This is a genomic window from Qipengyuania gelatinilytica (assembly GCF_019711315.1).
GTDB lineage: Bacteria > Pseudomonadota > Alphaproteobacteria > Sphingomonadales > Sphingomonadaceae > Qipengyuania > Qipengyuania gelatinilytica.
Map to the genome: position 1 here is coordinate 78,040 of NZ_CP081294.1, position 25,839 is coordinate 103,878.

Here is a 25,839-nt window from a genome sequence, read left to right on the forward strand (position 1 = left end):
AGCAGACTTCAGCTATCGAAGCTCGGCAAGGTCTTGGCTTCGCCCAGAACCGACTACCTAAACGGCGGTTCGTTAAACGCCCGCAATTTCCGGCTGTGGAGCTTCGGGCCTTCCTGCCTCAGTAAGTCGCAAGCGGTGACACCGATCTGCAAGTGGGCCGCAATGGCTTCCTCGTAGAACTTGTTGGCCTGGCCGGGCAGCTTGATCTCGCCGTGCAGCGGCTTGTCCGACACGCATAGCAGCGTGCCGTAAGGGACGCGGAAGCGATAGCCTTGCGCGGCGATGGTCGCGCTCTCCATGTCGATGCCGACTGCGCGGGAGAGCGAAAGGCGGCGGGCCGAGCTGGTGTAGCGAAGCTCCCAGTTGCGATCGTCGGTGGTGACGACCGTGCCGGTGCGCATGCGCTTCTTGAGGTCGCTGCCGTGTTCACCCGAAACTGCCTCGGCGGCACCGGCGAGGGCTTGCTGGACCTCGGCAATGGCGGGGAGGGGGATTTCGGGCGGAAGGACCGGGTCGAGTACGTGGTCGTCGCGCAGATATGCATGGGCGAGCACGTAGTCGCCGATCTTCTGGCTCGGGCGCAGGCCGCCGCAGTGGCCGATCATCAGCCACGCTTCGGGTCGCAGCACCGCGAGGTGGTCGCAGATCGTCTTGGCGTTGGACGGGCCGACACCGATGTTAACGAGCGTGATGCCGCCGCGGTTTTCACCGACGAGATGATAGGCTGGCATCTGGTGGCGGCGCCATGCCGTGTCCGACAGCTGGCCGCGTGCGTTTTCGGTGGATTCGGTCAACATCATGCCGCCGGCGCCTGCCAGTGCGGTGAAACCGTTCTTGCCGAGCTGGGCGCCTGCCCAGTCCACGAACTCGTCGACATAGCGGTGGTAGTTCGTGAACAGGATAAAGCGCTGGAAGTGCTGGACGTCGGTGCCGGTGTAGTGGGCAAGGCGCGCAAGGCTGAAATCGGTGCGCAGGCCATCGAATAGCGACAGCGGGATGGGATCGTCGGGGTTTTCCAGTTCGATACCGTCGGCGAGCTCGTCACCGATATCGGCGAGGTCTGTCGAGGGGAAATGACGGGCAATCTCGTTGGGATCGATCCCTGCCAGTTCGGCACCGGCCTGTCCGTCGAGCACGTAGGGGAAGGGGATTTCCTGGCGCGAGGAACCGACCTCGACCTCGATCTCGTAATTGCTTTCGATCAGCTCGATCTGCTCGCGGATATAGTCGCTGAACAGGCTCGGCTTGGTAATGGTCGTCGAATAGAGACCCGGCGTATTCAGTCGGCCGAATGCCCGGCTCGCGCCTTCGGGCATTTCCCCGCCGCGAAACAGGATCCGCAATTCGGGATAGGCATAGCTACCATCCTTGCGGCGTTCGGCGGGGGGAAGGGTGCGGTCGCGTCCGAAGGCGATGACATCGTCGCGCAGCCGCGCGGTCGCGGCATCATAGACGGACTGAAGCTTGTCGAGAATCTGTTCGATTGTATCCATATGGGCCTTTTTCTCCTGGCTCTTTTCGTTTTCGTGACCCCCTCTGCCACAGGAGGGCGCCTGTTACAAAAAGGGCGCGGGGACCGAAGTCGCCGCGCCCTTGATGTCTGGTGTGCGAGAAGCCTTAGGCTTCGTCGCCTTCCGGCTTGGTCGCTTCGATGAGGGCTTCCGTTTCGGTGGTGCCTTCTTCGGTGCTGACGCCGTCTTCGAGCATGTCCTCGGGGATTTCACCCGGCTCGAGGGTCGGATCGATGGCATTGGCAGCAGCCATTTCCTCGATCTCGGCCTGCTCTTCTTCGAACATCTGGGCAAGAACGTCGACGCCCTGCGTCTGCAGTTCTGCTTCGTCGTCCGAGCGGGCAACGTTTGCCTTCACGGTGACCGAAACCTCGGGGTGGAGGTCGATACGCACGTCATGCATGCCGATCGTCTTGATCGGGTTACCCATGATGACCTGCTTCTTGTCGATCTCGTGACCCTTGTCGGCGAGGCCGTTGACGATGTCGCGAACGTTCACCGAACCGTAAAGCTGGCCGGTGTTCGATGCTGCGCGGATCAGGATGACTTCGACGCCATCGACCTTTTCGCCGTTCTTTTCGGCTTCGGCGCGACGTTCGGCGTTTTCCTTCTCGAGACGCTCGCGGTTGGCTTCGAAGACCTTCTTGTTGGCTTCGTTGGCGCGCAGGGCCTTCTTCTGCGGGAGCAGGAAGTTGCGTGCGTAGCCGTCCTTCACGGTGACAACATCACCGATCGTGCCGAGCTTTTCGATACGCTGGAGGAGAATGATATCCATGATGTCTTCCCCTTACTTCACGATGTACGGCAGCAGGCCGATGTGGCGAGCGCGCTTGATGGCCTTGGCCAGTTCACGCTGCTTCTTCGCACTTACGGCGGTGATGCGGCTGGGGACGATCTTGCCACGCTCGGACATGAAGCCCTGCAGCAGACGAACGTCCTTGTAGTCGATAGCCGGCGCGTTCTTCGCGGAGAACGGGCAGGTCTTGCGGCGGCGGAAAAACGGGCGGGCCATCAGTCACGCTCCTCACGGTCACGGCGCTTCTTCGAGTCGCGCTCGTTCTTGCGCATCATTACGCTGGGACCTTCTTCGTGCTCTTCGACACGGATGGTCATGTAACGGATGACATCTTCGTTGATGCGCGTCTGGCGCTCGAGCTCGGAAACAACGGAGCCGGGGCCCTCGATGTTGAGCATCACGAAGTGTGCCTTGCGGTTACGGTCGATCTTGTAGGCGAGGTTCTTGAGACCCCAGGTCTCGGTCTTGACGACCTTGCCTTCGTTCGCTTCGACGATTTCGGTCGCCGTGGCTGCGAGCTGGTCAACCTGAGCCTGGCTCAGGTCCTGTCGCGCCAAGAAAACATGCTCGTAGAGAGCCATGCTCTTGTCCTTTCAACTGCTGGCCGATCGCTGGCTTGTCCGCGGGATTACGGGGCCCCTCCGGCTTTCTTCATATCCCACGCCGAAGCGAGGGATGCGCGCACATAGCGGGAATCGGGAGGAATGCAAGGGCAACTAGAGGCCTTCACGCGACGAGCCGAGAGGGTTTGCCGATTCCTTCCAAGTATCTGACCCGGACGAGGCAGAGCATGTCCGTGGACGTCGACCCTTGGCATTTTTGCCAGGTTCGGGCCCTGATTGCCCGTCATGTCCCAATGAAAGCAGTCGATTAACCGGCGCACCGTGTCGCGATCACCTTTTGTGAATTCGGAGAACGGTCATGCCCCACGGCAAGAAACAATACGAAGCGCTCGCCCCCCGCTCGAGGTTCTATCAAGGACCTTTCGGCAGAATCTGTCCCGACCTCGAGCCTTGGATTGCTCCTGTCGAAGCTTGCGACCTCGAGGAATATCTCCTGGGAATCGCGAATGGCCTCATGATCGAGGAACCTGACAAGACCCCAGGCGAGATTGTTCAGGACCCCGCTCTGAGGGAGCGTCTTGAGAGCGATTTCGCTTCGAACATACCGGCCGGCTACACATATTTCGGGCAATTTGTAGACCATGATATCACGTTTGATCCTGCCTCGACGCTAATGCGCCGGGCCGACCCCAACGGCCTGCTCAATTTCCGCACTCCGAGGTTCGACCTCGACAACGTCTACGGCGCTGGCCCAGACGACCAACCCTATCTCTACGACAAGTCAGACAAGGCCAAGATGGCAATTGGCACGGTCGACGGACGACCGGATCTCCCCGATCTGCCGCGTTTCAACGGAACGGCACTCATCGGCGACATGCGCAATGACGAGAACTCGATAGTTTCGCAGCTGCAGTTGGCCTTCCTGCTTGCCCACAACACGCTGGTAGACCGCGCCCGCGCCGCCAATCCCGATATTTCCGGTCCCGCCGCATTCGAAATGGCTCGGCAGACGCTGCGGTGGCTCTACCAGTATATCGTCTGGAACGACTTCGTCCGGCGTATCGCCATCGACGAGGTGATGAATTGCGCTCTCAAACTGGAAAAGCTGTGTGGTGGCCGAAAAGGCTGGAGTTGCGGGCTGAGCGACCTCTACCACTGGAGCAACCAGCCCTTCATGCCGGTAGAGTTCTCGGTCGCTGCCTATCGTTTCGGTCACTCGATGGTCCGCAACGATTACCAGACGAATAATCCGGTTCGAGGCTTCGGCAATCACGTTCCGATCTTCGACAACAGCGGTCCCAGCGATCCGGACGATTTGCGCGGCTTCAACAACATCAAGCCCGAGAATTGCATTCAGTGGGACTGGTTCCTCCAGATGCAGACTTCGCGCGGGCCCTTCCCGCAAATGGCGAGGAAGATCGACACCAAGCTCGCCAATGCCCTGGCTTTCCTCCACGAAGGGCCGAGCGGCGATCCCCTGAACGTCCTCGCGTTCCGCAATCTGCAGCGCGGCATCGATTTCGACCTGCCTTCGGGCACCAGCGTCGCGCGCAAGATGTGCCTCAAGCCGGTCAAGCTTCGTGACGACGAGCCGGATGCGCTCTGGTATTACATCCTGCGCGAGGCACAGGGTACCGGAGGGAACGGTCTTGGCCGCGTCGGTTCCAATATCGTTTGCTCGGTGTTCGCAGGGCTCCTGAAGGGCGACCCCATGAGCTACGTCAATGTCGCGCCTTGCTGGGAGCCGGATGACGATCCGCTTCTGGAGTCGGGGACAAATGGCGACAACCGCGATGATAGCAATTGGACCCTTGCATCGATCATCCGCCTTGCAGGTTTGAAAGCGGACGGCATCGGCTTTGCGTGATGACCGGCCGGCAAAGCCCCCTCAAGCGGCGGGCTTTGCCGGGTCGCAAAAGGAAGCCGGGACTTGCCATAGGTCTGCGTAAGGGTCAGATAGCGCGCTCATTTTTGGGAGTAGCGAATGCCCGGCGGACTTGTAGCCCTTCTCGACGACGTATCGGTGATTGCGCGGACCGCCGCTTCATCGGTCGATGACATCACCGTTGCTGCCAGCAGGGCCGGAAGCAAGACGGCCGGCGTTGTCATTGACGATGCGGCCGTGACGCCGAGCTATGTCACTGGGCTCGATCCCAGTCGCGAACTGCCGATCATCGGCAAGATCACCGTCGGCAGCCTGAAGAACAAGTTCCTCATCCTGCTGCCCGGCGCCCTTCTGCTGAGCTGGTTCCTGCCGCAGGCGATCATCTTCATCCTCATGATGGGCGGTGCCTACCTGTCATATGAAGGCGCCGAAAAGGTGATGGAGAAGCTCGGCGGCAAGAAGCACGGCAAGACGCTGGAGGACGAGATCGTCGATCCGGTCAAGTTCGAAGAGCAGCGCGTGTCCGGCGCAATCCGTACCGACCTGATCCTTTCGGCCGAAATCATGGCGATCACCCTCAGCGAAGTCGCGGACGAGAGCTTTATCGTGCGGGCGGGCGTGCTTGCCATCGTCGGCCTTGCAGTCACGCTGTTCGTTTACGGCGCGGTCGCGGTCATCGTGAAGCTGGATGATATCGGTTACCACATGGTCGAGAAGAACTCCGCCTTCGCGAAATCGATCGGGCGCTTCCTGCTTAAATCGGTCCCGCTCTTGCTGGTGGCCTTGTCGTTCATCGGTACGATCGCGATGCTATGGGTCGGCGGCGGGATCATCGTCCACGGCACGCACGAGCTGGGCTTCGACCTGCTCTATGATATCGCGCATGGCGCCGAATATGCGGTGAAATCGGCAACCGGTGCGCTTTCGGGCTTGCTCGGTTGGGTCACCTATGCGGCCATTTCGGCAATCATCGGCCTCGTGCTGGGCGCGATCCTTGCGGTGGTGATCCACAAGTTCATGCCCGAGGACCGCGAAGCCCACTAGGTTCCGCACTTTCGGCTTCTCGTCCCGAAACGGGACCACTGGCTCTTGCGTGCTGGTTTGCCATGTCGCTTGCGCGGATAAGCCGTTGCAGCAATAGCAATGGCTGTCACCAGGGGGAGACGTGGGCCAAAGAGCGTTCGCATGGCTGTGGGGCATGCTGGCTGTCGTGTTGTGCGGCATCGCCACTCCCGCCTCTGCGCGCGATTACCATCTCGGAGACCTGCTGTGTGTCGGCGGCGCGGTTAGCGCCAGCGAAGCGTTCGACCTGCCCGCCCACGCTCTCGATTGCAGCACAACAAGATTTGCCAATCGAAGCCCGTTCCTGCGTACCCATGCCGATGTCGTCGGACTGGTCCCTTCGGGCGAGGGCGCGCTGTTCTGGCAGACCGACCCCTCGAGTTTCGACAGCATGCTGTTGCTCTTCACCTACGACAATGGCGAACAGCGACTGGTCGATGTCGATCCCCAGATGGCGGCCCGAAACTGGTTCGTGCGTACGCGGTTCAGCGTGCCGGTGCCCGAAGTGGACGCTGAACTGGTCGCCATCGACGCGGTCATCGAACGACCGCGGACCTATGCAACCGCTCGTGATGTCCGCCTCGTCGCGGTGGTCGAGGCGATGAAGCAACATTACTCGAGATCGCTCGTCTACGCACTGGTTTGCGGCTTGCTGATCGCTCCGCTGATATTCGACCTGCTTTTCCTGCGCATGCTGCGATCGCGTTTCATCCTGTGGCACATGGGACTTACCTTCGGACTGCTAGGCTTCGTCTATTTCAACTCCGGACTGGTGTTTGCCTCCTTCCCCGATTTCCCGCTCGATGCGCGTTACCAGCTCAACACGCTGACGCTTGCCTTCGCGACCGCCTGTGCGGTGATGTTCGCGCTCGATATTACCGAAGAGGGCTTCGTGGCCGCGGGCATACGGAAGGTGCTCATTGCGCTCGTCACGTTCATGCTGGTGATCCGCTTTGCCATGATGCTGGATCTCGAAATCTGGCGCATGAACGATTACAATCTCTACCTGTTCAGCATCCTGCCGGTTTCGATTGCTCTCATCGCGGCGATCTTCTGCGCCTTCAAGCGGGGCAGCCGCGTCGCGATCTACCTGCTGGCGGCATTCTTCCCGATCCTGGTCGGCGGGGTAATCCGCCTGCTGATGGAGTTCACCTTCGTTTCGAAGGAATTTCCCATCGACGACCTGCTCTTCTTGGCGATGGTGCTGCTGGTCCTCGGAACCTCCGCGGCGGTGGGCGACCGCTTCATGGTCCTGCGTGTCGAGCGTGACCGTGCAAGGATCAATGCCCTCAAGATGCAGCGCATGGCGCATAGCGACGCCCTGACCGGTGTTGCCAACCGCCGCGCCTTCGATGCGCTCGAACGGATCGAAGACGGCCAGGCACTGATCATGGCCGATATCGACCACTTCAAGGCCATCAACGATGCGATGGGCCATGCGGTGGGTGACGCGGTCCTCGCCGATACCGCGGGTACATTCAGGAGGGCCTTCAGCGATGACAAGTCGGCGCGGATATACCGCCTCGGCGGCGAGGAATTCGCGGTCGTGTTCGATTGCTGGGACCAGCAGACGCTGCGCGATACTGCCGAAGCGGTCCGCCGCAAGGTCGATGGCGTCAAGAGGCGCCGCGAAGGCGACTTGCCGAACGTGACGATCAGCATCGGTGGAACGCTGGGGCGCGGCCGTTCGCTGGCCCGCGTCTACGAGGAGGCCGACAAGGCTCTCTACCGCGCCAAGCAGTCGGGTCGTAACCGCGTGGTCATCTCAGGCTAGTCGCGAGAACAGCCTGCGCGCGAATTCGGACAGCGTATCGTCGCGAGCGCCCATGATGACGATCCTATCACCGGGGCGGGCCAGGTTGACGAGCCGGTCCTCGATCGACTTGCGCTCCGGGATGTATTCCGCGGCCTGCCCGGCATCTTCGATCAGGCGCACGATCCGTTCGCTGCCTTCGCTGCGATCGACGGTGCCTCCGAAATAGACCGGATCGCACATCAGCACGATGTCTTCTTCGGCGAGTTCGCTGGCAAATACCTCTGCCAGCTCGGTACCCATCTGGCGAAGGGGACCGTAACCGTGCGGCTGGAAGAAGGCGAGCACGCGGCCGGGATGGGAGCGCAATGTGCGCAGGGTCGCACCGCATTTCTCCGGATTGTGTCCGAAGTCGTCGATGACGGTTATGGCGGCGTGGTTTGTGCCCACGATATCGAAGCGGCGTGCGAGCCCCTCGAAAGAGGCCAGCGCTTCCACCGACGCCGATACGGGCACGCCTGCCGCAGCCGCACCCGCAATGGCGGCGAGCGCATTCGAGAGATTGTGCCGCCCGGGCATATTGAGGCGCAGGGCGTGCTGGCTTGCGTCATGCCGGTCGACGACCATCGCAGCCTGGCGCACCGGCCCTTCCGCGATACTGCCGGGCATGATGCCGATCTGCGCCTTTTCCTGCTCGACACCGAAGGTGATCGTTTCCTTCGCTTGGGGCAGGAGGGCAAGCGCTTCGGCGTCGTCGGCATTGATGACCGAGATCCGGCTGCGCGAGAGATAGTCGCCGAACAGCTGGCGCAGCTCTTCCATGCTCTTGTGGTCGAGGCTGACGTTGAGCAGCACGCCCACCGCCGGGCGATACAGCGCAATCGAACCGTCGCTTTCGTCGACCTCGCTGACATAGAGGCTCTGCCCGCCGACCACCGCGCTGGCAAAGGGACGCTCGGGCGAGACGAAGTTCTTCATCACCGCGCCGTTCATGATGGTCGGGGCGCGTCCGGTGGCTTCCATGATCCAGCCGAGCATTCCGGTCACGGTCGACTTGCCGCTGGTCCCGGCCACCGCGATCCCGGCACCGCTGGTGTTGAACAGGATGGAGTTCAGTTCGGCACGCGTCAGGCGCAGGCATCCAAGATCGTTCGCCTTGCCGATTTCCGGCACGGTGTCCTCGATCGCGGCCGAGGCGACCACGATCTGGTCGCCCGAAATGATGCCGCTGCCGTCCTGCGGATGAAGCTCGAAGCCTTGCTTCTCGAGCGCTGCGAATTTCTCCGGCGTGCGGCCCTGGTCGAAGCTTCGATCCGAACCTGCAACGGTCGCCCCGCGTCCTTTCAGGATCTGTGCGAGGGGCAGCATTCCGGACCCGCCGATGCCGACGAAGAAGAACGGGCGGGTGAAAAGTTCATCGGGGCTGGGGAAGTCGGTCATTGCGGCCTCGCTATGCAGTTGTAAGCGCGATGACAAGCGGGCATGATCCCACGCGTGCACCGACCCATCCGAAAAGTAGCCGTTTGCGCACCTGCCACGCCGCTCAAGCGCGAATATGCAGAGGCCGTCACAGCTCTCGCTGCGAAAGATTTTCCCGAAATCGAGCTGTATTTCCACGACCAATGCTTCGTGGAGGAGGGGCACTTTGCCGGGTCGGACAAGGTGCGGCTCGATGCCCTGCTCGAATGCGCCAATGCGCCGGAATTCGATGCCGTGTGGTTTGCCAAGGGTGGCTATGGCTCCAATCGGATCGCAACCGATTTCCTTGGCAAGGCGTCGGCCGAGGCGGGCCGGAAAACCTATCTTGGATATTCCGATTGCGGCACGCTTCTCGGCGGTCTCTACCGCGCCCGTATCGGCCATCCCGTCCACGCGCCCATGCCGGTCGATATCAAGCGCGATGGCGGAGACGAGGCGGTCCGCCGCGTTCTTGGCTGGATGGGCGGCGATGCAGAAGGGCTGGAGCAGGGGCTGACGGGCAGGCCGGCGGCCGCATTCAATCTCTATACGCTCGCCATGCTGGTCGGCACGCGGCTAATGCCCGCGCTCGACGGTCACGAGCTCCTGATCGAGGAAGTCGGCGAATACGAATATGCCATCGACCGGCTAATGTTCCACCTCGTGGAGCATTTGCACGATGTCGCCGGCATCCGGCTGGGCGAGGTGACCGCAGTGCCGGAAAACGACCGACCCTTCGGGGCCGACGCCGAACAGATCGTGCAATATTGGTGCGAGAAGAGCGGCATTACCTACCTCGGCCGCGCCGCCATCGGACATAGCTCTGCCAACAGGATCGTGCCCTTCGGTCTTGAGGCTTGAGCTGCTCGCGCCTAAGCGCGCTGCCGACAAGGAGAGTTACATGACTGCATTCATCTTCCCCGGCCAGGGCAGCCAGAAAGTCGGCATGGGCGTCGAGCTCGCCGAAGCCAGCGTCCACGCACGCGAGGTCTTCGAGGAAGTCGACGAGGCGCTGAAGCAGAAGCTGTCCTCGGTGATGAAGGACGGCCCGGAAAGCGAACTCACGCTGACCTCCAACGCCCAGCCTGCAATCATGGCGAATTCGATCGCCACCCTGCGCGTGCTGGAGAAGGAATTCGGCATCGCACTGGCCGACAAGGCCGATTGTGTCGCGGGCCACTCGCTCGGCGAATATAGCGCGCTGTGTGCCGCTGGTGCTTTCGGTCTTGCCGAAACCGCCAAGCTGCTGCGCCTGCGCGGTATCGCGATGCAGGACGCCGTTCCCATCGGTGTCGGCGCCATGGCCGCGCTGCTCGGTGCCGATATCGAGAAGGCAACGGCGCTCGCAGAAGCAGCCGCCGAGGGCCAGGTGTGCGAAGTGGCGAACGACAACGACCCGACACAGGTCGTCATCTCGGGTCACGCAGAAGCGATCGACCGCGCCATCGAGCTGGCCAAGGAACACGGTATCAAGCGCGGCATCAAGCTGCCCGTTTCCGCGCCCTTCCATTGCTCGCTCATGGAGCCTGCGGCCCAGCGCATGAAGATCGCGCTCGACGAGACGTCGCCCGGTGCGTTCACCGTACCGCTCTTCGCCAATGTGACTGCAGCCCGCGTGATCGATCCGGCCGATGAGCAGGCCCTGCTCGTCGACCAGGTCACCGGTCGCGTACGCTGGCGCGAAAGCGTGCTCGCCATGCGCGAAGCCGGCGTCGAACGCTTCGTCGAACTCGGCGGCAAGGTGCTCGGCCCCATGGTCGGCCGGATCGACAAGGACGCTGCCACGGTCAGCCTCGTCACGATGGAAGACCTTGAAACTTTTGCGAAGGAAAACGGATAATGTTCAGCCTCGAAGGTAAAACCGCTCTCGTAACCGGCGCCAGCGGCGGTATCGGCAGTTCGATCGCCTATGCGCTGGCGCGCCAGGGTGCGCGCCTGGCGCTTTCGGGTTCCAATGGCGACAAGCTGCGTGCCTTCCGCGAACAGCTGAATGCGGACACCGGCGGCGACCATGTCGAGATCACCTGCAACCTGTCCGATACGACGCAGGTCGAGGAACTGATCCCGGCCACCGTCGACACGCTCGGCAGCATGAACATCCTCGTCAACAACGCAGGGATCACGCGTGACAATCTCGCGATGCGCATGAAGGACGAGGAATGGGACGAGGTGATCCGCATCAACCTCGAGGCCAGCTTCCGCCTCATGCGCGCCAGCGCGCGCCCGATGATGAAGGCCAAGGGTGGCCGCATCATCTCGATCACCAGCGTCGTCGGCCACACCGGCAATCCGGGCCAGATGAACTATGTTGCGGCCAAGGCAGGCCTCACCGGCATGTCGAAGAGCCTCGCGCAGGAACTCGCCAGCCGCAATATCACCGTAAACTGCGTCGCTCCGGGCTTCATCCGCACCGCGATGACCGATGCGCTGAACGACGACCAGAAGGCCGCGATCAACAGCCGCATCCCGATGGGCCGCATGGGCGAGGGCGACGAGATCGGCGCTGCCGTTGCCTATCTCGCCAGCGACGAGGCCGCTTACGTCACGGGGCAGACGATCCACGTGAATGGCGGCATGGCGATGCAGGGGTAAGCCCAGATCATGGGACGCAAACTCCTCGCCTCGATGGCGCCGTTGATGGCGCTGGCAGTGCCCGCACAGGCGCAAGACGTGCCGATTGAGGAAATCTGCATCGAGACCCCTGAGGGCGCAGAAGCTGGCGAGAAGATGCTGGATGCGTTTCTCGCCGAGATGGGGAAGGGGACGAAGGAAGGTGATGCCAGCGACCTCTTCTCGGAACACTATTCGCAGTGCTCGGCTGGTCTGGAACTCAGCGAAGATCAGGATATGCATTACCGCGAACTGGTGCTGCACTCCCTCATAGCCCGCTCCAGCCGGCTCAGGCTGAAGACCAGCGGTGTGAGCGATGAGTTCGTTGAAGGAGTCCTCGAGCTGGAACGGAGCGGGGTCGAAGGTGAAGCCCGCTCGGAAGCGCTCATGGATCTCTACCTGAGTGAATTCCGGCAGGGTAAACTCAGCGCAGAAGCCGAAGAAGTCGCGGCCGAGCTGCTCGCAATCCATTCCTCCGCCGTGATGGCCGTCGAGAGGCTTCGCTCCGAGCCCTGAACTTTTGCAAAAGTGATGGTTATCCCCAAGGGAAATCCGCGCTTTGGCGGGTGAACCTTGCCCGTCATCACAGCATAGCTAAGGTCGTTATCCGTATTCCGGCGCTTGTGGGGCGATTCCGGCCTTCACAACGCCCAAAAGGGACGAAAGAAGGACCATGAAGGCCACAATCGAACGCGCGACGCTGCTGCGCTGTCTCTCTCATGTTCAGTCGGTGGTCGAACGCCGCAACACCATTCCCATCCTCTCGAACGTCTTGATCGAGGCCGAAGGTGACGGGCTGCGTGTGATGGCGACCGATCTCGACCTGCAGGTGGTCGAGCACATGGCTGCCGCCAGCGTCGAGAGCGAGGGATCGATTACCGTTTCCGCGCACCTTCTGTTCGACATCGCCCGCAAGCTGCCGGAAGGCAGCCAGGTCAGCCTCGAAACCGCCGAAAACCGCATGGACGTAAAAGCCGGCCGCAGCCGCTTCAAGCTGCCCACGCTGCCGCGCGACGATTTCCCGGTAATCGTGGAAGGCGACCTTCCGACCAGCTTCTCGCTTCCGGCAAAGACACTCGCCGAGATGATCGACCGTACGCGGTTCGCGATCTCGACCGAGGAAACCCGCTATTACCTCAACGGCATCTTCTTGCACGTTTCGGATGAAGACCAGCCCGTGCTGAAGGCTGCCGCTACGGACGGACATCGCCTCGCACGCTTCACGCTTGCGCGTCCCGAAGGCGCCGAGGGCATGCCCGACGTGATCGTCCCGCGCAAAGCCGTTGCCGAACTGCGCAAGCTGCTCGACGAGAAGATGGACGGCGACGTCCAGATCGACCTGTCGGCCAGCAAGATCCGCTTCACGCTTGGCGGCGAAGGTGGCGTGGTGCTCACCAGCAAGCTGATCGACGGTACCTTCCCAGATTACTCGCGCGTCATTCCCACTGGCAATGACAAGCTGCTCAAGATCGACCCGAAGAGCTTCTTCGCGGGTGTCGACCGCGTGGCGACCATCGCCACCGAAAAGACCCGTGCGGTCAAGATGGGCCTCGACAAGGACAAGGTCACGCTGACCGTGACCTCGCCCGACAACGGCACTGCATCGGAAGAACTGGCCGCCGAATACGGCTCGGACGGCTTCGAGATCGGCTTCAACGCCGGCTACCTCAAGGACATCCTCAGCCAGATCGATGCCGACGAGGTCGAAATCCATCTCGCCGACGCAGGTGCACCGACGCTGATCCGTAAGAATGACGACAGCCCGGCGCTCTACGTCCTGATGCCGATGCGCGTCTGATTGCAATGAAGAAGGCGATACTCGCAGCAGCTACCGGCATCATGCTGGCGGGCACTCCGATGCAGGCGCAGGAAACTGCGCCGGCTCCTGCCGGGCCGACGATGCAGGACGATCTCGATTGCGCGATCTTCCTCTCCTATGTCCTTGGCACGATGGAAGATGCGCAGGCTTCCGAACAGGAAAAGACCGGCGTGATGGTCGGCATGATCTACTTCATCGGTCGCTACGAGGGCGCTGGTGGCTCGGATATCGAAGGGGCCATGGTGGAACGCTTCGAAACCTTCGTAGAGAGCGATATCGAGCGTCTCCGGATGCCTTGCGCTGCGCGAATGGAAAGCATGGGTCAGCGCCTCATTGAGGCTGGGGACGCCATCACCCAGATCGAGAAGCGCCGGGCCAAGACCGGACGGTAAGCCTGAATTTGGCCCTCGCTTTCGCTGGCTTGCGCACTTAGTGTCCCTTCCAAGAGGAGAGACGCGATGCAGCAGGTTCATGTCGAAAAAGCGAAGCTGACCAATGCCGAACTGGTCGAGGTTGACGAGGGTGTACTCGCCGACGGTGCGGTGCGTCTCGCCATCGAAAGCTTTTCGGTCACCGCCAATAATGTGACCTATGCTGTCGTCGGTGACGGCTTTGGCTACTGGAATTTCTTCCCCGCGCCCGAGGGCAAGGGCATCGTCCCGATGTGGGGGCACGCGAAAGTGGTCGAAAGCAACCACCCTGAATTTGCGCTTGGTGAGCGCGTCTACGGCTATCTCCCCATGGCGAGCCATCTCGATGTGCTTCCGGGCAAGGTCAGCAAGGGCGGCTTTGTCGACATGGCGGAACATCGCCAGCCGATGAGCCCGATCTACAACCAGTATTCGCGCCTGGCCGCCGATCCCGAACATGATCCCGCACGCGAGGGCGAGCGGATGATCTTCGGCCCGCTGTTCAAGACGGGCTTCCTGATCGAGTACTTCATGCGCAGCGAGGACTGGTTCGGGGCAGGGCAGGTGATCCTCACCAGCGCATCGTCCAAGACCGCCATGGGTCTCGCCAGCGTCGCCAAGCGCCGCTCGCCGCAAGTGAAGCGCATCGGCCTGACTTCGGCCGGCAATGTCCAGTTCGTGAAAGACAGCGGCCTCTATGACGAGGTGCTTGCCTATGACGCTGTGGGCGACATCGCGGGCGAGCGCAGCGTTACGGTGGATTTCGCGGGCAATGCCAAGCTGCTGGGCCAGCTGCACCATCACCTTGGCGACAATCTGAAATATTCCTGCCTCGTCGGCGCGACGCATATCGAGGAGCGCGGCGCAGGGCTGGGTGCGGGCCGCGACCTTCCCGGACCGACGCCCACGCTGTTCTTCGCGCCCGATCACGCGGTGGCTCTGTTCAAGGAGCAGGGGCCTGAGAAGGCGGGCGCAATGGTCGCCGAGAGCTGGCACGGCTTCCTCGAGGATGCAGGCGGTTCGATCGAAATCGAGCGCCACAGCGGCCTCGAAGCGGCACGTTCCGTCTTCGTGGAAATGCTCGGCGGCAAGATCGATCCCGCCAAGGGGATCGTGATCGAACCCTCGATCGAGCCCTAGATTTCGATAGCGATCTTGCCGAAATGACCGCCGCTTTCCTGGTGGCGGAAGGCATCGGCCAGGTTCTCGAGCGCGAAGGTATCGCTGATCTCTGGACGAATACCGTTTGCCTCGATCGCTGCGATCATGTCCTGCTGCATCTTCCGGCTTCCGACCGTGAGGCCCTGGACCGTAAGGTTCTTCGAGAACAGGAGCGCGGTCTGCACGGGTCCTGCAAACCCGGCAAGCACGCCGATCAGGGCAACATGGCCGCCGACGCGGGTTGCCAGCATGGACTGGTCGAGCGTTCCGGCCCCGCCGATCTCAACCACACAATCGACCCCGCGGCCGCCGGTAATTTCGAGAGCCTTCGGCCCCCAGGCTTCGACTTTCTTGTAATTGATCAGGTGATCGGCACCGAGCGCCTTCACACGCTCCAGCTTCTCGTCGGACGAGCTGGTGGCGATTACCGTCGCACCTGCTGCCTTGGCGAGTTGCAGCGCGAAGATCGAAACGCCTCCGGTGCCCTGCACGAGCACCGTGTCGCCGGGCTTCAGCGTGTAGTCGACAAAGAGCGCCCGCCACGCGGTCAGGCCGGCGCAGGTCAGCGTGGCGGCCTCGGCATGGCTGAAACCGGCAGGTGCGCGGGTGAACCAGTGCGTCGGAGCGGTGATCGCTTCACGCGCGTAACCATCGATCCCGTCGCCCGGTACACGCGTGAAGGCGGACTGCGGAGGCTGGCCGTCGAGCCAGTCGGGAAAGAAGGTGCTGACGACATGATCGCCGACTGCAAACTCAGTCACCCCGTCGCCGACGGCGGTCACGACGCCCGCGCCATCGGACATGGGAATGCGCCCCTCTGCGGTAGGGATCATGCCTTTCACGACCGCATAGTCGTGATAATTCAGCGAACTGGCCTTGATATCTACCGTGATCTCTCCCGCTGCGGGAGCGGCGGCATCGTCGACATCGACATAGGCCAGGGCGTCGAGGGTGGAAGGCGTCGCGCCGGTGCGGATCGCCTTCATTCGGCCGCCTCCGCAAGCTCGGCACGCTGCGGCCCGCGGATCAGCCCGCCGGGCGTCTCACCCGTCCATTCTCCCTCGCGGAAGGTGACCGCGCCGTTTTTGATGGTTGCGACATATCCCTCTGCCTTCTGCAGCAAGCGCTTGCCGCCCGCCGGTAGGTCGAAGGCGAGCCAGGGCTTGCCGAGCTTGAGGCGTTCCATATCGATGATGTTGATGTCGGCCAGATAACCCGGCGCAAGCACGCCGCGATCCTCGAGACCGTAGAGGCGCGCGGTATCGGCGCATTGGCGCTTGATGGCATTTTCGAGGCTGATCGTGCCACGCGAACGGTCGCGCACCCAGTGCTGGAGCATGAATGTGGGCGAGGCCGCGTCGCAGATCGTACCGCAATGCGCGCCGCCGTCGGACAGCGAGTTTACCGTATCATCCGACTGCTGGAGATCCTTGAGGAAATCGAGATTGCCGTCGGCGTAGTTGAGGATCGGCAGGTAGATGAACCCCTTGCCATCGTCGCTGCAGAGCAGGTCGTAGGCGTATTCGTCGCCCGATACGCCTGCGGCCTTTGCGCGTTCGAGGATGCTTTCCGCAGCTGTCGGTTCGTAGTTGAAATCCGGGTCCATCTCGAACTGCATGTTCCAGCCGCCGCAGACCACCATGATCAGGCCGATAATGTCCTGATTGACCTCGGAGAAGTCATGCTGCTCGGCGAGCATCTTCGCCTTGAATTCGGGATCGAACAGCTTCGCTTTCTGCTGTTCCCACGGCAGGTCCTCGATCTCCTTCCAGCTCGGCTTGAGGCGGAAGGGATGCACAGTGCCTTGCCAGGCCATGACGATGCCATTTCCGCGCAGCGCGATCTGGGCGACGATGTTCGCGCCGTTGTCGTTTTCCGCCCGCATGGAGGAGATCTGCTCGTCGAGCGGCATTTCCTTGGCGATCGATTGCAACGCGGCATAAGTGCAGGGCAGGCCGGTTTCGCGGCTCAGCGCGCCCATCCAGCCGAACTCGTCCCATTCGCGCTTCATGTCGCTGGCCATCTCGAACACGCCGTGGCCCGCGCGGCCCATGGCACGGCCGATCTCGATGAGCTCTTCCTTGGTTGCCGTGGTCCCCGGCACCACTTCGCCGTCGACATCGCGGTGGAGGACCGTGCGCGAGGTCGAGAAGCCAAGCGCGCCGGCGCGTACGCCTTCCTCGACGATTGCCGACATCTGCCTGATGTCCTCGTCGGTCGGCACGGCGCCGGGGCGTTCACGGTCGCCGAGCACATACGCGCGGACGGAACCATGCGGGACGTGCGTTCCGACGTCGACTGTGCGCGGCAGCTTTTCGAGCGCGTCGAGATATTCGGGGAAGGTCTCCCAGTCCCAGCTCATGCCTTCGGCAAGCGCGGTGCCGGGAATATCCTCGACGCCTTCCATCAGGCCGATCAGCCATTCGTGCTTGTCGGGCCTGGCAGGGGCAAAGCCCACGCCGCAATTGCCCATGACGACCGTGGTCACGCCGTGCCAGCTGCTCGGAGCCATCTCTTGGTCCCAGGTTGCCTGCCCGTCGTAATGCGTGTGGATATCGACGAAGCCGGGCGTTACCAGCAGGCCGCTCGCGTCGATCTCCTCAGCCGCATCGCCCGAGACGTTGCCGACCTGTGCGACAAGTCCGTCTTTCACCGCGATGTCCCCGGTGAAACGCGGCTCCCCGGTTCCGTCGACGATGGTACCGCCCCGGATGATAAGGTCGAATGCTGGCATGATGTGGCTCCTCTCTCGAAGGAGAAGGTTCCACATTGCAACCTATGAGTCCAGCGCGGACTAGTCGGAGCGTTGCGTCATCCGGACGGTCAGCAGGATGGCGAGGCCGATGAGAAAGAGGAGATTGATCGAAAGCATGCCGATACGCTGGTTCCCCGACCACAGAGTGAACTGCTCGACGAGTAGCGGCCCCATCCACACCGTTATCGTCCCGGCGATGGCGTAAAGGCCAAAAAACTCCCCGCTACGGCCTGGCGGGGCAAGGGTGACGAGCATTGTCCGGCTCGACGAAATGCTGGCCGTCGCGGTGACTGCGATCACACTGATGAGGGCAAGGTAGGTGAGGTCGGAAAGGGTCTTGAACACGAGCCCGTCCCAGACCTGGTAGTTCGGGATCAAGCCCAGGAGCAGGCTGTCGCGGGTGATGGATAGCTGGAGCAGGCCGACGACGACCATCGCGAAGATCTCGAGTGCGAGGGCACGCTTGACGCCCACCTTGCCTTCGAGCCAGCCCCCGAAAATCCCGCCGGCAAAGGCGCAGACACTGGCAAAGATTGCGTAGCAGAGCATCTCGAGGAAGTTCCAGCCGAGGAACAGCGCGACATAGACCGCGCCCAGCGCGAGAAGAGCCGCCATCCCGTCGGCATAGAACATGCGGGCGACCAGGAATTTCATGAGCTCGCGGTATTGGCTCGCCGCACGGATGGTCTGGAACACGCTCCGCGCGCCCTCCCGGAAGGCCCTGATCCAGCTGGCCCCGGGCGTTCCGGGGTCCTTCGCGTTGAGGAAAAAGGGAATCGAGAAGCCCGCCAGCCAGACCGCGCAAACAGGGCCGGCCAGGCGGGCGTGCTCGAACCTGGCAAGGTCCACCCCGAACTGTGGTTGCGCAAAGGGCCAGCCGATGAGGGCGGGTAGGACGAAGAGGATGGCGATTGCGACGAATATCAGCGAGGCGGCCAGATTGCCCAACCCCAGTCCAAGCCCCGAGATCATCGCGAGCCGGCTGGGTTTGCCTGCAACGCTGAGCATCGCGTTGTGAGTGACCTCGGAATAGGTATAGCCGACGTAAGCGATGACGAGCAGCGCCATGATCGCCGGTACGGAAAGACCCTCGCCGCCGGGCATGGCAAACCAAAGCATGCCCGAGCAGATCACGATCGCAGCGAGGAACACGGCAAGGATGGGTTTCAGCCGTCCGCCGCGGTCCAGTGCAGCCCCGAGGAATGGGGCAGTAAGCGCGGCAATGAAACCTGCCCACTTCGTTACCGAGGCTATGGTCGCCTGACCCTGCGCATTGGCCGCGGCCAGCGCTGCATCGGGTTCCAACCCGTCAAGCTCACCGCTGGCAAGAAGGTCCGCACCGATGATGTCGCGCGCGAAATAGGGGGCGAAAATGTAGATGACGATCAGGATGTAATAGGGATTGCGGGCCCATTCGAAGACCGCCCATGCAAATCCCGTTTTTCCCAGCGCGCCGCCATCCCCGTGAGCCGGTCTCGCCGCCAGCGGACGGACGAGCGGGTCGGGTGCGGCGCTTTCCATCAGCCGCTTATCCCGTGATCAGGCTGCTGCACGGTCCTCGCCATCCGGTGCGTCGAGGAATTCGCGCAGCGCAGCGACACTTTCGTCTGCGTGGGTCAGCAGGAACAGGTGACCGCCGCCCTCGATCACCTCGAGGCGCGAATTGCGGATGGCGGTGTTGAGGATCTTGCCGTTGATGAGCGGGACGATCTGATCGTCGTCGCCCATCATGATCAGCACTTCCTTGCTCATGAAAGGCAGGGCGGGAAGGCTGGTCCAGCCGAGCATGGCGATCAGCTGGTAGAAATATCCGCGCGGGGAGGGCGGCTTGAGGCGGCCGATGTGGCTGTCCTTCTGGTGGCTCGCCCCATCCTTGTCGACGCCGCCATAAAGCGTCTGGAAGTGCTCGTTCATGAACTTGGGGTCGATGTAGCGGCGCGGGTTCGCCATCTTGGTGAGCGCGGCCGGATTGCCCGGCACCATCAGCATGCCCGCCGTAGTGGCGACAAGCACCAGGCGGCGGGTGCGGCCCGGATACTGCAGTGCATAATGCTGCGCCATCGCGCCGCCCCAGCTCACGCCCATCACATCGACCTCTTCCAGCCCGAGGCGATCGAGGATCTGCGTCGCCGTCCAGGTCATGGTGAAGGGGTTGTAGGGGATCGTCGGATCAGGGCTTTCACCGGTGCCCGGCATATCGAACATGACGAAAGCGCGTTCGGTGAGCATTTCCGCAAGCGGAGCCACCGCTTCGATATTCGCGCCGATGCCGTTGAAGAACAGGAGCGGCGGATGGTCGCTCGGTTCGTCGAGCCGCCAGTGGGCCACCCGCAGTGTCCGGCCGCCGACGTCCATCATCTCGACCGTGGCGGTCATGTCGTTCTTCGTTTTTGCATTCACGCGATTTGTCCCGAATGGCCCTTAGCAGGCTTCCATAACGTACAGTCCCGGGGCGGGGTCCAGAGGCTGGTATGCCTTGTTCCCCGTTTTTGCCGGAGCCTTCTTCTTGTCGCCCGAGCGTTCCTGCACCCAGTTCATCCAGTAAGGCCACCAGGAGCCCGCGACTTCTTCGGTGCCCTCGAGCCATTGGTCGGCGGTCTCGGGCAGCTTCTTCTTCGGGTCCTTCTGGATGTAATATTTTGCCTTGGGGTTACCTGGAGGGTTCAGAATCGCCTGCATGTGCCCGGAATGCGACAGGACGTAGGTGATGTCCTTCGATCCGAAGAGGCGGGTGGAGCGATAGGTCGCCTTCCACGGGGTGATATGGTCGGTCACGCCGCCGAGGATGAAGAGGTCGCTGGTCACCTTCGACAGGTCGATCTTGTGGTCGACCATTTCGACCTCGCCCTGCTTGGTGAAGGCGAGCGTCTCGAATACGGTCAGGAAGTCGCCCATGAGCGCGCCAGAAAGATTGGTCGCATCGGCATTCCAGAACAATACGTCGAATGCCGGCGGGTCTTGCCCGAGCAGGTAATTGTTGATGACGTAGTTCCAGATGAGGTCGTTCGGGCGCAGCCATGCAAAGCCGCGGGCAAGATCGTCCCCCTTGATGACGCCCTTCTTGGACGCGCGGCGGCGGGCCAGTTCGAGACCGTTCTCGCTCACCAGCGATCCTGCCTCGATGTCGTTCTGCTTGGGGTGCAGCACGCAGACCATCAGCGTGAGCGTGCCGAGCAAGTCGTCGCCGTCTGCGGCCATCTTGCTCGCCAGCATCGAGGCGGTCTGGCCGCCCGAACAGCCGGCCGAGACATTGACCTTCTTGCTGCCGGTAATCTTGCTGACAGCCTCCATCGCCTCGCGGCAGGAGCGGACATAGTCGGCCATGTCCCAGCTGCCCTGTTCCTTGGTCGGGTTCTTCCAGCTGATGACGAAGGTCTGGATACCGTTGTCGAGCTGGTATTTCACCACCGACTTCTCCGGCGAGAGGTCGTTGATGTACATCTTGTTGATCTGCGGCGGGATGGTGAGCTGCGGGACCTCGTAGACCTCGTCGGTCGTGGGGGCGTAATGCACCAGCTCCATCATTTCGGTGCGCAGGACGACGTCGCCCTTCGAGGTCGCGATATTCTCGCCCAGCTTGAAGGGCTTCTTGTCGACCTGGCTGACCATGCCCTTGTTGTTGACCATGTCGTCATAGGCGTTCTTGAGGCCCTTCACGAGCGAGAGGCCGCCGCTGGTGATGGCCATCTTCTGCGCGCTGGGGTTACCCACCAGCGTATTGGTCGGCGCGAGGCTGTCGATGATGATGTTCGAGATGAACCGCGCGCGGTCCTTTTCCAGCTCGTCGAGCTCGAGGTCTTCCAGCCAGCGCGAGGCGCCTTTCTGCACGGCGAGGTAATACTGCATCCCGGCGCGCATGAAGGGATTGTACTGCCAGGTCGGGTCCTGGAACCGGCGGTCCTTGGGGTCGGGCGCAAGGTCGCTCTTGCCGGTCATGATCTTGATCATGTCCTCGCCCATCGCCTGGCTGTGCTTCATCAGGCGCTGCGGATCGGATGCGGTCTCGCGGAGCATGACGGCAACTGCGCCGAAGATATCCTCCCGGGTCAGGCCGATCAGGGGGCCAAGAGCGCTGGTGTGCTGGGCGGCTTCATCTTCGAGCTTGGGCATTTGGCAGGCTTGTCCTTGTTTGATCTGTTTTGTTTCAAATCAACGGGCGGTGCGACCCAGCCGTTCCGTGTCAGTTTCTTGCGGCAATCATGCTTTCGATATCGACGAATTTCTCTCTTGGCGAGCCATCGCGTGCGGCGGCGGCTTCCGCCTCCTCGATCTTCTGCCAGTCGCGGAAGGTGACGATGTCGAGGCCGCGCTGCTCTGCCAGTTCATCGAAGCCGTCACGGCCCCGCTTTCGCGAGCCGTTGCCGATGTCCTGCGCGACGAGATCGATCACGCCATAGCCATCGGGGCGGTTGGTGCCGATCGTGCCGGTCGGACCGCGCTTGGCCCATCCGACGCAATAGAGGCCGGGCAGGATGCGGCCCTCGTCATTGGCGAAGCGTCCGGCGCGCTCGTCGAAAGGCACGCCTTCGATCGGCGAAGATCGATAGCCGATGCAGGTGATAACGATGTCGGCGGGAATTTCGTAAGTCTCGCCGGTGCCGATGGCGCGGCCTTTCTCGATGGTCGTGCGCTCGACCTCGACCGCCTTTACCTTGCCGTCATCGCCGAGGAACGCCTTGGGATTGGCGAAGAAATCGAACCCGATCGTGATCGGCGTCTCACCGTGGATGCTTTCGGGGATGGCCGCGAAATCGCGCAGCAGGGTCACCGATTTGCGCAGGCCCGGTTCGAGGATCGCATCGTCCCCTTCGGGCGGCAGGTCGTCCTTCTCGACCTGCGGGCTTGCACGCTCGAGATGCATGAGCTCGCCCAGTTCCTTGGGCGTCATCATGATCTGGTGCGGGCCGCGCCGGCCGAGGATGGTGATGGTCTCGATATTGGAGTTCTTGAGGGCGTCGAGTGCATGGCTCACGATGTCCGACCCGGCGAACTCGGCCTCGGTCTTGGAGAGGATACGTGCGACATCCAGCGCGACATTACCCATTCCCACGACCACCGCATGCTTTCCGCTCAGGTCTGGCGCGAGCGAGGCAAATTGCGGATGCCCGTTATACCAGCCGACAAAGGCGGCACTGCCGATGACGTTGCCAAGCTCTTCTCCGTCGAGCCCGAGCTGCCGGTCATGCGGTGCGCCGGTCGCGAAGATCACGGCGTCGTAGAGTTCCTGCAGGTCACCGACCGAAATGTCCCTACCGATCTCGACATTCCCGACAAATCGCACGTTATCGGTGAGCGCGGTCTTCTCATACCGCATCGAGACCTTCTTGATTGACTGGTGATCGGGCGCAACGCCGGTACGGATCAGTCCATATGGCACGGGCAGGGTATCGAACACATCGACCCTTACATCATCGCCCCAGTGCTTTGCCGCAGCCTCGGCCGTGTAGTAGCCGGCCGGTCCCGATCCCACGATTGCGATATGGCGCATTGATGGCGTCTCCCCACTCTCGGGTGCACAATGCAGCGACCCGCTGTGCGAGGCAAGCTCCGTGACCCGCTTCGATGCTGTAAAGCTATGGTTATGCGTTTGGTAAGGGTTTGCCCCTAGACGGTCCGCAGACGTCAAAAGGCGTGCGATCATAGTAGGGGTTTGCAGGACGGGTCGAATGGGAGCGATGGGCGGTTTCTTCAACAGGGGTGCACGCTCCGCACGCGACGGCGAACTCAAGCGCGAAGCGCCGCTCGTCCCGATCTTGCCAACCGACCACGAACGCCGCGTGGAATTGCTCGACAGTTTCGAGAACGCGGGCCTCGGCTGGTTCTGGGCTACCGACGCACAAGGTCGGCTTATCTATCTTTCGCAGAACGCCATCGACAAGCTTGGCCTCGACGTGGGCGAGACGCTGGGCAAGCCGCTGACCGACCTCTTCGTCCCTTGCCGCATGACCCGTGACGAGAAGGCGGAAAAACAGGACAGGCCTCTCACCTTCTACCTTGCCGCGCGCAATTCGATCTCGCAGCTCCAAGTCCGCCTTGCGCTTCCCGATCAAGAGGTATGGTGGGAGATTGCCGGTAAGCCCCAGTTCGACGATCGCAACCAGTTCACTGGCTACCGCGGCAGTGCAAAGGACGTCACGATCAGCCGGGAATCGCAGAAGGACGCCGAAAGGCTGTCCCAATATGACTCGCTGACCGGCCTTTCGAACCGCCACCGCATGAAGAAAGAGCTGACTGCCAAGCTCAAGGCCTATCGCAGCTCGAAACGCGTTTGCGCGCTCCTGATGCTCGACCTCGACCGCTTCAAGCAGGTCAACGATACGCTCGGCCATCCGGCGGGGGACGAACTGCTCAAGCAGGTTGCTGCCCGTCTCAACGCCATTCTCGAACACCGGGGTGAAATCGGCCGTCTCGGCGGTGACGAATTCCAGGTGATCCTGCCCGACATCGACGACCGCGGCGAGCTTGGCGATATCGCCGCCCGTGTGATCCAGATGCTGGCACAGCCCTATTCGATCAATGGTTCGCGCGCGATTATCGGCGTTTCGCTGGGCATTGCGATCGCACCTTACGACGGGCTCGAATCCGACGATCTCGTAAAGGCGGCCGACCTTGCGCTCTATGCCGCGAAGGGCGGGGGGCGCGGCCAGTATCGCTTCTATTCCAGTGACCTCGAGGAAGGCGCCAAATTGCGCCGCCTGCTCGAGGAAGACCTGCGCGATGCGCTCGATCGCGACGAGTTGTCGATGTATTACCAGCCGATCGTCAAATCGGACACTTACAACGTTGCTGCCTTTGAATCGCTGATCCGCTGGGAGCATCCGGAACGCGGTTTCGTTTCGCCCGAGGAATTCATCGCAGTTGCCGAAGATCTCGGCATCATCAACCAGATCGGTGAATGGGCGCTGCGCAAGGCTTGCATGCAGGCCGTCGAATGGCCGGTCGATCTTCGCGTCGCCATCAATGTTTCGGCCACGCAGTTTGTGCAGGACGGTTTCGTCGACCAGGTCAAGAGCGCGCTGCAGGCATCGAAGCTCAAGCCCGAACGGCTGGAGCTCGAGATTACCGAAAGCGTCTTCATCGGCGATGCCGCGCAAACCCAGAAGACCTTCCTCGAACTGAAAGAGCTTGGCGTTCGGCTGGCGCTGGACGATTTCGGGACGGGTTATTCGTCGCTCAGCTATTTGCAGCACGCGCCGTTCGACAAGATCAAGATCGACCAGAGCTTTGTGCGCGGCGCCACCGATCCGGACAACAACAATGCCGCGATCATGAGCGCGATCGTGGGCCTTGCCGATGCGCTGGGCATGGAAACCGTCTGCGAAGGCGTCGAGACGAAGGACGAGCTCAAGCTCGTGACCGCGCGCGGCGCGACGCATATCCAGGGCTACCTTTTCTCGCGCCCGATCCCACACGAGGAGGCCATCGAAAGCCTCTCCAAGGGCGATCTCAAATACGAGCCGCGCGGTCCGGAACGTTCGCGTTCGGAACGCAAGACGGTCTTCCGGACAATCGGAGCGATCCACGACGATCACCGGTACCAGGTCGTATTGCGCAATATTTCCAAGACAGGCGCGCGTATCGAAGGTCTGCTCGACGTCCCGGTCGGCACGCATTTCGTGCTCGACTTCGGCTCCGGCCAGCTTGCGGTCGCAATCGTTCGCCGCTCGTCAAAGCAGACGCAGGGAGTCGAGTTCGAAACCCCGCTTATCAGCGACGGTGCCGATGGCTTTTGTACGCGCCACCGCGTCTCGCCATATGCGATCGAGGCCGCCGGGAGGCCGCTTACGGCGCTGCCGCAGGACGCCTATGGCATGCTTACCGGCGACAGCGGCGGCCGCTCCATCCCGGCATTCGCCGAAGCGAAGGTCGTGAAGCCCTGATAGTGCCTCCGCCAAGTGCCCGAAAAGGCGCCGCGTTAGTCTAAAAATAACCATTTCTCGCTAGGTCAGGTGAACCAAACTGGCTTTGACGAGGTCTAGCGAACATGGGGGCCATGCCCTTCACCGAATTCTTCAAAGGCCGAAAAACGTCCGATTCCTCGCATGGACCGGATGGA

At 62.0% G+C, this 25,839-nt stretch carries 21 protein-coding genes and 1 pseudogene; 11 read left to right on the top strand and 11 right to left on the bottom strand.

The genetic code is table 11. The features are described from left to right. Positions 1 to 53 precede the first annotated feature (53 nt). From K3136_RS00445 to rpsF, 4 genes and pseudogenes are all read right to left on the bottom strand, one after another. Positions 54 to 1,529: pseudogene (locus K3136_RS00445) on the bottom strand (AMP nucleosidase); the annotation flags it as partial. 88 nt (positions 1,530 to 1,617) lie between these two features. After that, the gene (rplI, locus tag K3136_RS00450; RefSeq protein ID WP_221430978.1) at positions 1,618 to 2,286 is read right to left on the bottom strand and encodes a 50S ribosomal protein L9; all 669 of its coding nucleotides are present in this window, start codon (positions 2,284 to 2,286) and stop codon (positions 1,618 to 1,620) included. A gap of 12 nt (positions 2,287 to 2,298) precedes the next feature. Further along, a complete protein-coding gene (gene rpsR / locus K3136_RS00455; RefSeq protein ID WP_006832330.1) occupies positions 2,299 to 2,523 on the bottom strand; it encodes a 30S ribosomal protein S18 in 225 nt (74 codons plus the stop codon). Continuing rightward, positions 2,523 to 2,888, bottom strand: coding sequence for a 30S ribosomal protein S6 (rpsF, locus tag K3136_RS00460; RefSeq protein WP_221430979.1), 366 nt, complete (start codon positions 2,886 to 2,888; stop codon positions 2,523 to 2,525). Before rpsF ends, rpsR begins: the two co-directional genes overlap by 1 nt. Before the next feature lie 655 nt (positions 2,889 to 3,543). Between rpsF and K3136_RS00465 the strand changes: the two genes are divergently transcribed. The 3 genes from K3136_RS00465 to K3136_RS00475 all read left to right on the top strand — a co-directional run bounded on the left by K3136_RS00465 (position 3,544) and on the right by K3136_RS00475 (position 7,591). Continuing rightward, positions 3,544 to 4,737 (top strand): peroxidase family protein, encoded by a 1,194-nt coding sequence (locus tag K3136_RS00465; protein WP_221430980.1) that lies wholly within the window; start codon positions 3,544 to 3,546, stop codon positions 4,735 to 4,737. A 117-nt stretch (positions 4,738 to 4,854) separates the two neighbouring features. Beyond that, positions 4,855 to 5,799 carry a DUF808 domain-containing protein gene (locus K3136_RS00470; RefSeq protein WP_221430981.1) on the top strand — a complete coding sequence of 315 codons (945 nt, stop codon included), beginning with the start codon at positions 4,855 to 4,857 and terminating at the stop codon, positions 5,797 to 5,799. Positions 5,800 to 5,920: 121 nt separating this feature from the next. Continuing rightward, entirely contained in the window at positions 5,921 to 7,591 is a 1,671-nt protein-coding gene (locus tag K3136_RS00475; protein WP_221430982.1) for a sensor domain-containing diguanylate cyclase, read from the top strand. On the opposite strand, the gene K3136_RS00480 is transcribed toward K3136_RS00475, so the two are convergent. Further along, entirely contained in the window at positions 7,583 to 9,010 is a 1,428-nt protein-coding gene (locus K3136_RS00480) for a glutamate ligase domain-containing protein (protein ID WP_221430983.1), read from the bottom strand. The two genes, K3136_RS00475 and K3136_RS00480, sit on opposite strands and share 9 nt — an antisense overlap. 42 nt (positions 9,011 to 9,052) lie before the next feature. Here K3136_RS00480 and K3136_RS00485 point away from each other — a divergent pair, with 42 nt between their 5' ends. The 7 genes from K3136_RS00485 to K3136_RS00515 all read left to right on the top strand — a co-directional run bounded on the left by K3136_RS00485 (position 9,053) and on the right by K3136_RS00515 (position 15,007). Then, positions 9,053 to 9,889 carry an LD-carboxypeptidase gene (locus K3136_RS00485; protein ID WP_247711381.1) on the top strand — a complete coding sequence of 279 codons (837 nt, stop codon included), beginning with the start codon at positions 9,053 to 9,055 and terminating at the stop codon, positions 9,887 to 9,889. Between the two features lie 40 nt (positions 9,890 to 9,929). Then, the gene (fabD, locus tag K3136_RS00490) at positions 9,930 to 10,868 is read left to right on the top strand and encodes an ACP S-malonyltransferase (protein ID WP_221430984.1); all 939 of its coding nucleotides are present in this window, start codon (positions 9,930 to 9,932) and stop codon (positions 10,866 to 10,868) included. After that, positions 10,868 to 11,620 carry a 3-oxoacyl-[acyl-carrier-protein] reductase gene (gene fabG / locus K3136_RS00495; RefSeq protein WP_221430985.1) on the top strand — a complete coding sequence of 251 codons (753 nt, stop codon included), beginning with the start codon at positions 10,868 to 10,870 and terminating at the stop codon, positions 11,618 to 11,620. The genes fabD and fabG overlap by 1 nt, the downstream gene beginning before the upstream one ends. 9 nt (positions 11,621 to 11,629) lie before the next feature. Beyond that, the gene (locus tag K3136_RS00500) at positions 11,630 to 12,154 is read left to right on the top strand and encodes a hypothetical protein (protein WP_221430986.1); all 525 of its coding nucleotides are present in this window, start codon (positions 11,630 to 11,632) and stop codon (positions 12,152 to 12,154) included. 157 nt (positions 12,155 to 12,311) lie between these two features. Continuing rightward, positions 12,312 to 13,436: a DNA polymerase III subunit beta gene (gene dnaN, locus K3136_RS00505; protein WP_221430987.1), complete on the top strand. Its 1,125-nt coding sequence runs from the start codon at positions 12,312 to 12,314 to the stop codon at positions 13,434 to 13,436. Between the two features lie 5 nt (positions 13,437 to 13,441). Beyond that, the gene (locus K3136_RS00510; protein WP_221430988.1) at positions 13,442 to 13,849 is read left to right on the top strand and encodes a hypothetical protein; all 408 of its coding nucleotides are present in this window, start codon (positions 13,442 to 13,444) and stop codon (positions 13,847 to 13,849) included. A gap of 66 nt (positions 13,850 to 13,915) precedes the next feature. Further along, on the top strand, positions 13,916 to 15,007 hold the full coding sequence (locus K3136_RS00515; RefSeq protein ID WP_221430989.1) for a DUF2855 family protein: 1,092 nt from the start codon (positions 13,916 to 13,918) through the stop codon (positions 15,005 to 15,007). On the opposite strand, the gene K3136_RS00520 is transcribed toward K3136_RS00515, so the two are convergent. The 6 genes from K3136_RS00520 to K3136_RS00545 form a co-directional block, all read right to left on the bottom strand. Then, positions 15,004 to 16,014, bottom strand: a complete 1,011-nt coding sequence (locus K3136_RS00520; protein ID WP_221430990.1) for a zinc-dependent alcohol dehydrogenase family protein — start codon at positions 16,012 to 16,014, stop codon at positions 15,004 to 15,006. The two genes, K3136_RS00515 and K3136_RS00520, sit on opposite strands and share 4 nt — an antisense overlap. Further along, a complete protein-coding gene (locus tag K3136_RS00525) occupies positions 16,011 to 17,762 on the bottom strand; it encodes an N-acyl-D-amino-acid deacylase family protein (protein ID WP_221430991.1) in 1,752 nt (583 codons plus the stop codon). The genes K3136_RS00520 and K3136_RS00525 overlap by 4 nt, the downstream gene beginning before the upstream one ends. Positions 17,763 to 17,822: 60 nt before the next feature. Beyond that, entirely contained in the window at positions 17,823 to 19,304 is a 1,482-nt protein-coding gene (locus K3136_RS00530) for an MFS transporter (protein WP_221430992.1), read from the bottom strand. 18 nt (positions 19,305 to 19,322) lie between these two features. Further along, complete coding sequence (locus K3136_RS00535; protein ID WP_221432161.1) at positions 19,323 to 20,141, bottom strand: alpha/beta fold hydrolase; 819 nt, start codon at positions 20,139 to 20,141, stop codon at positions 19,323 to 19,325. A 63-nt stretch (positions 20,142 to 20,204) separates the two neighbouring features. Then, positions 20,205 to 21,893, bottom strand: a complete 1,689-nt coding sequence (locus K3136_RS00540) for a PHA/PHB synthase family protein (RefSeq protein WP_221430993.1) — start codon at positions 21,891 to 21,893, stop codon at positions 20,205 to 20,207. Positions 21,894 to 21,963: 70 nt separating this feature from the next. Further along, positions 21,964 to 23,271, bottom strand: coding sequence for an FAD-dependent oxidoreductase (locus K3136_RS00545; protein WP_221430994.1), 1,308 nt, complete (start codon positions 23,269 to 23,271; stop codon positions 21,964 to 21,966). Between the two features lie 178 nt (positions 23,272 to 23,449). On the opposite strand from K3136_RS00545, the gene K3136_RS00550 reads away from it, so the two are divergent. Continuing rightward, positions 23,450 to 25,663 (top strand): putative bifunctional diguanylate cyclase/phosphodiesterase, encoded by a 2,214-nt coding sequence (locus K3136_RS00550; protein WP_247711382.1) that lies wholly within the window; start codon positions 23,450 to 23,452, stop codon positions 25,661 to 25,663. The last annotated feature ends 176 nt before the right edge of the window (positions 25,664 to 25,839 follow it).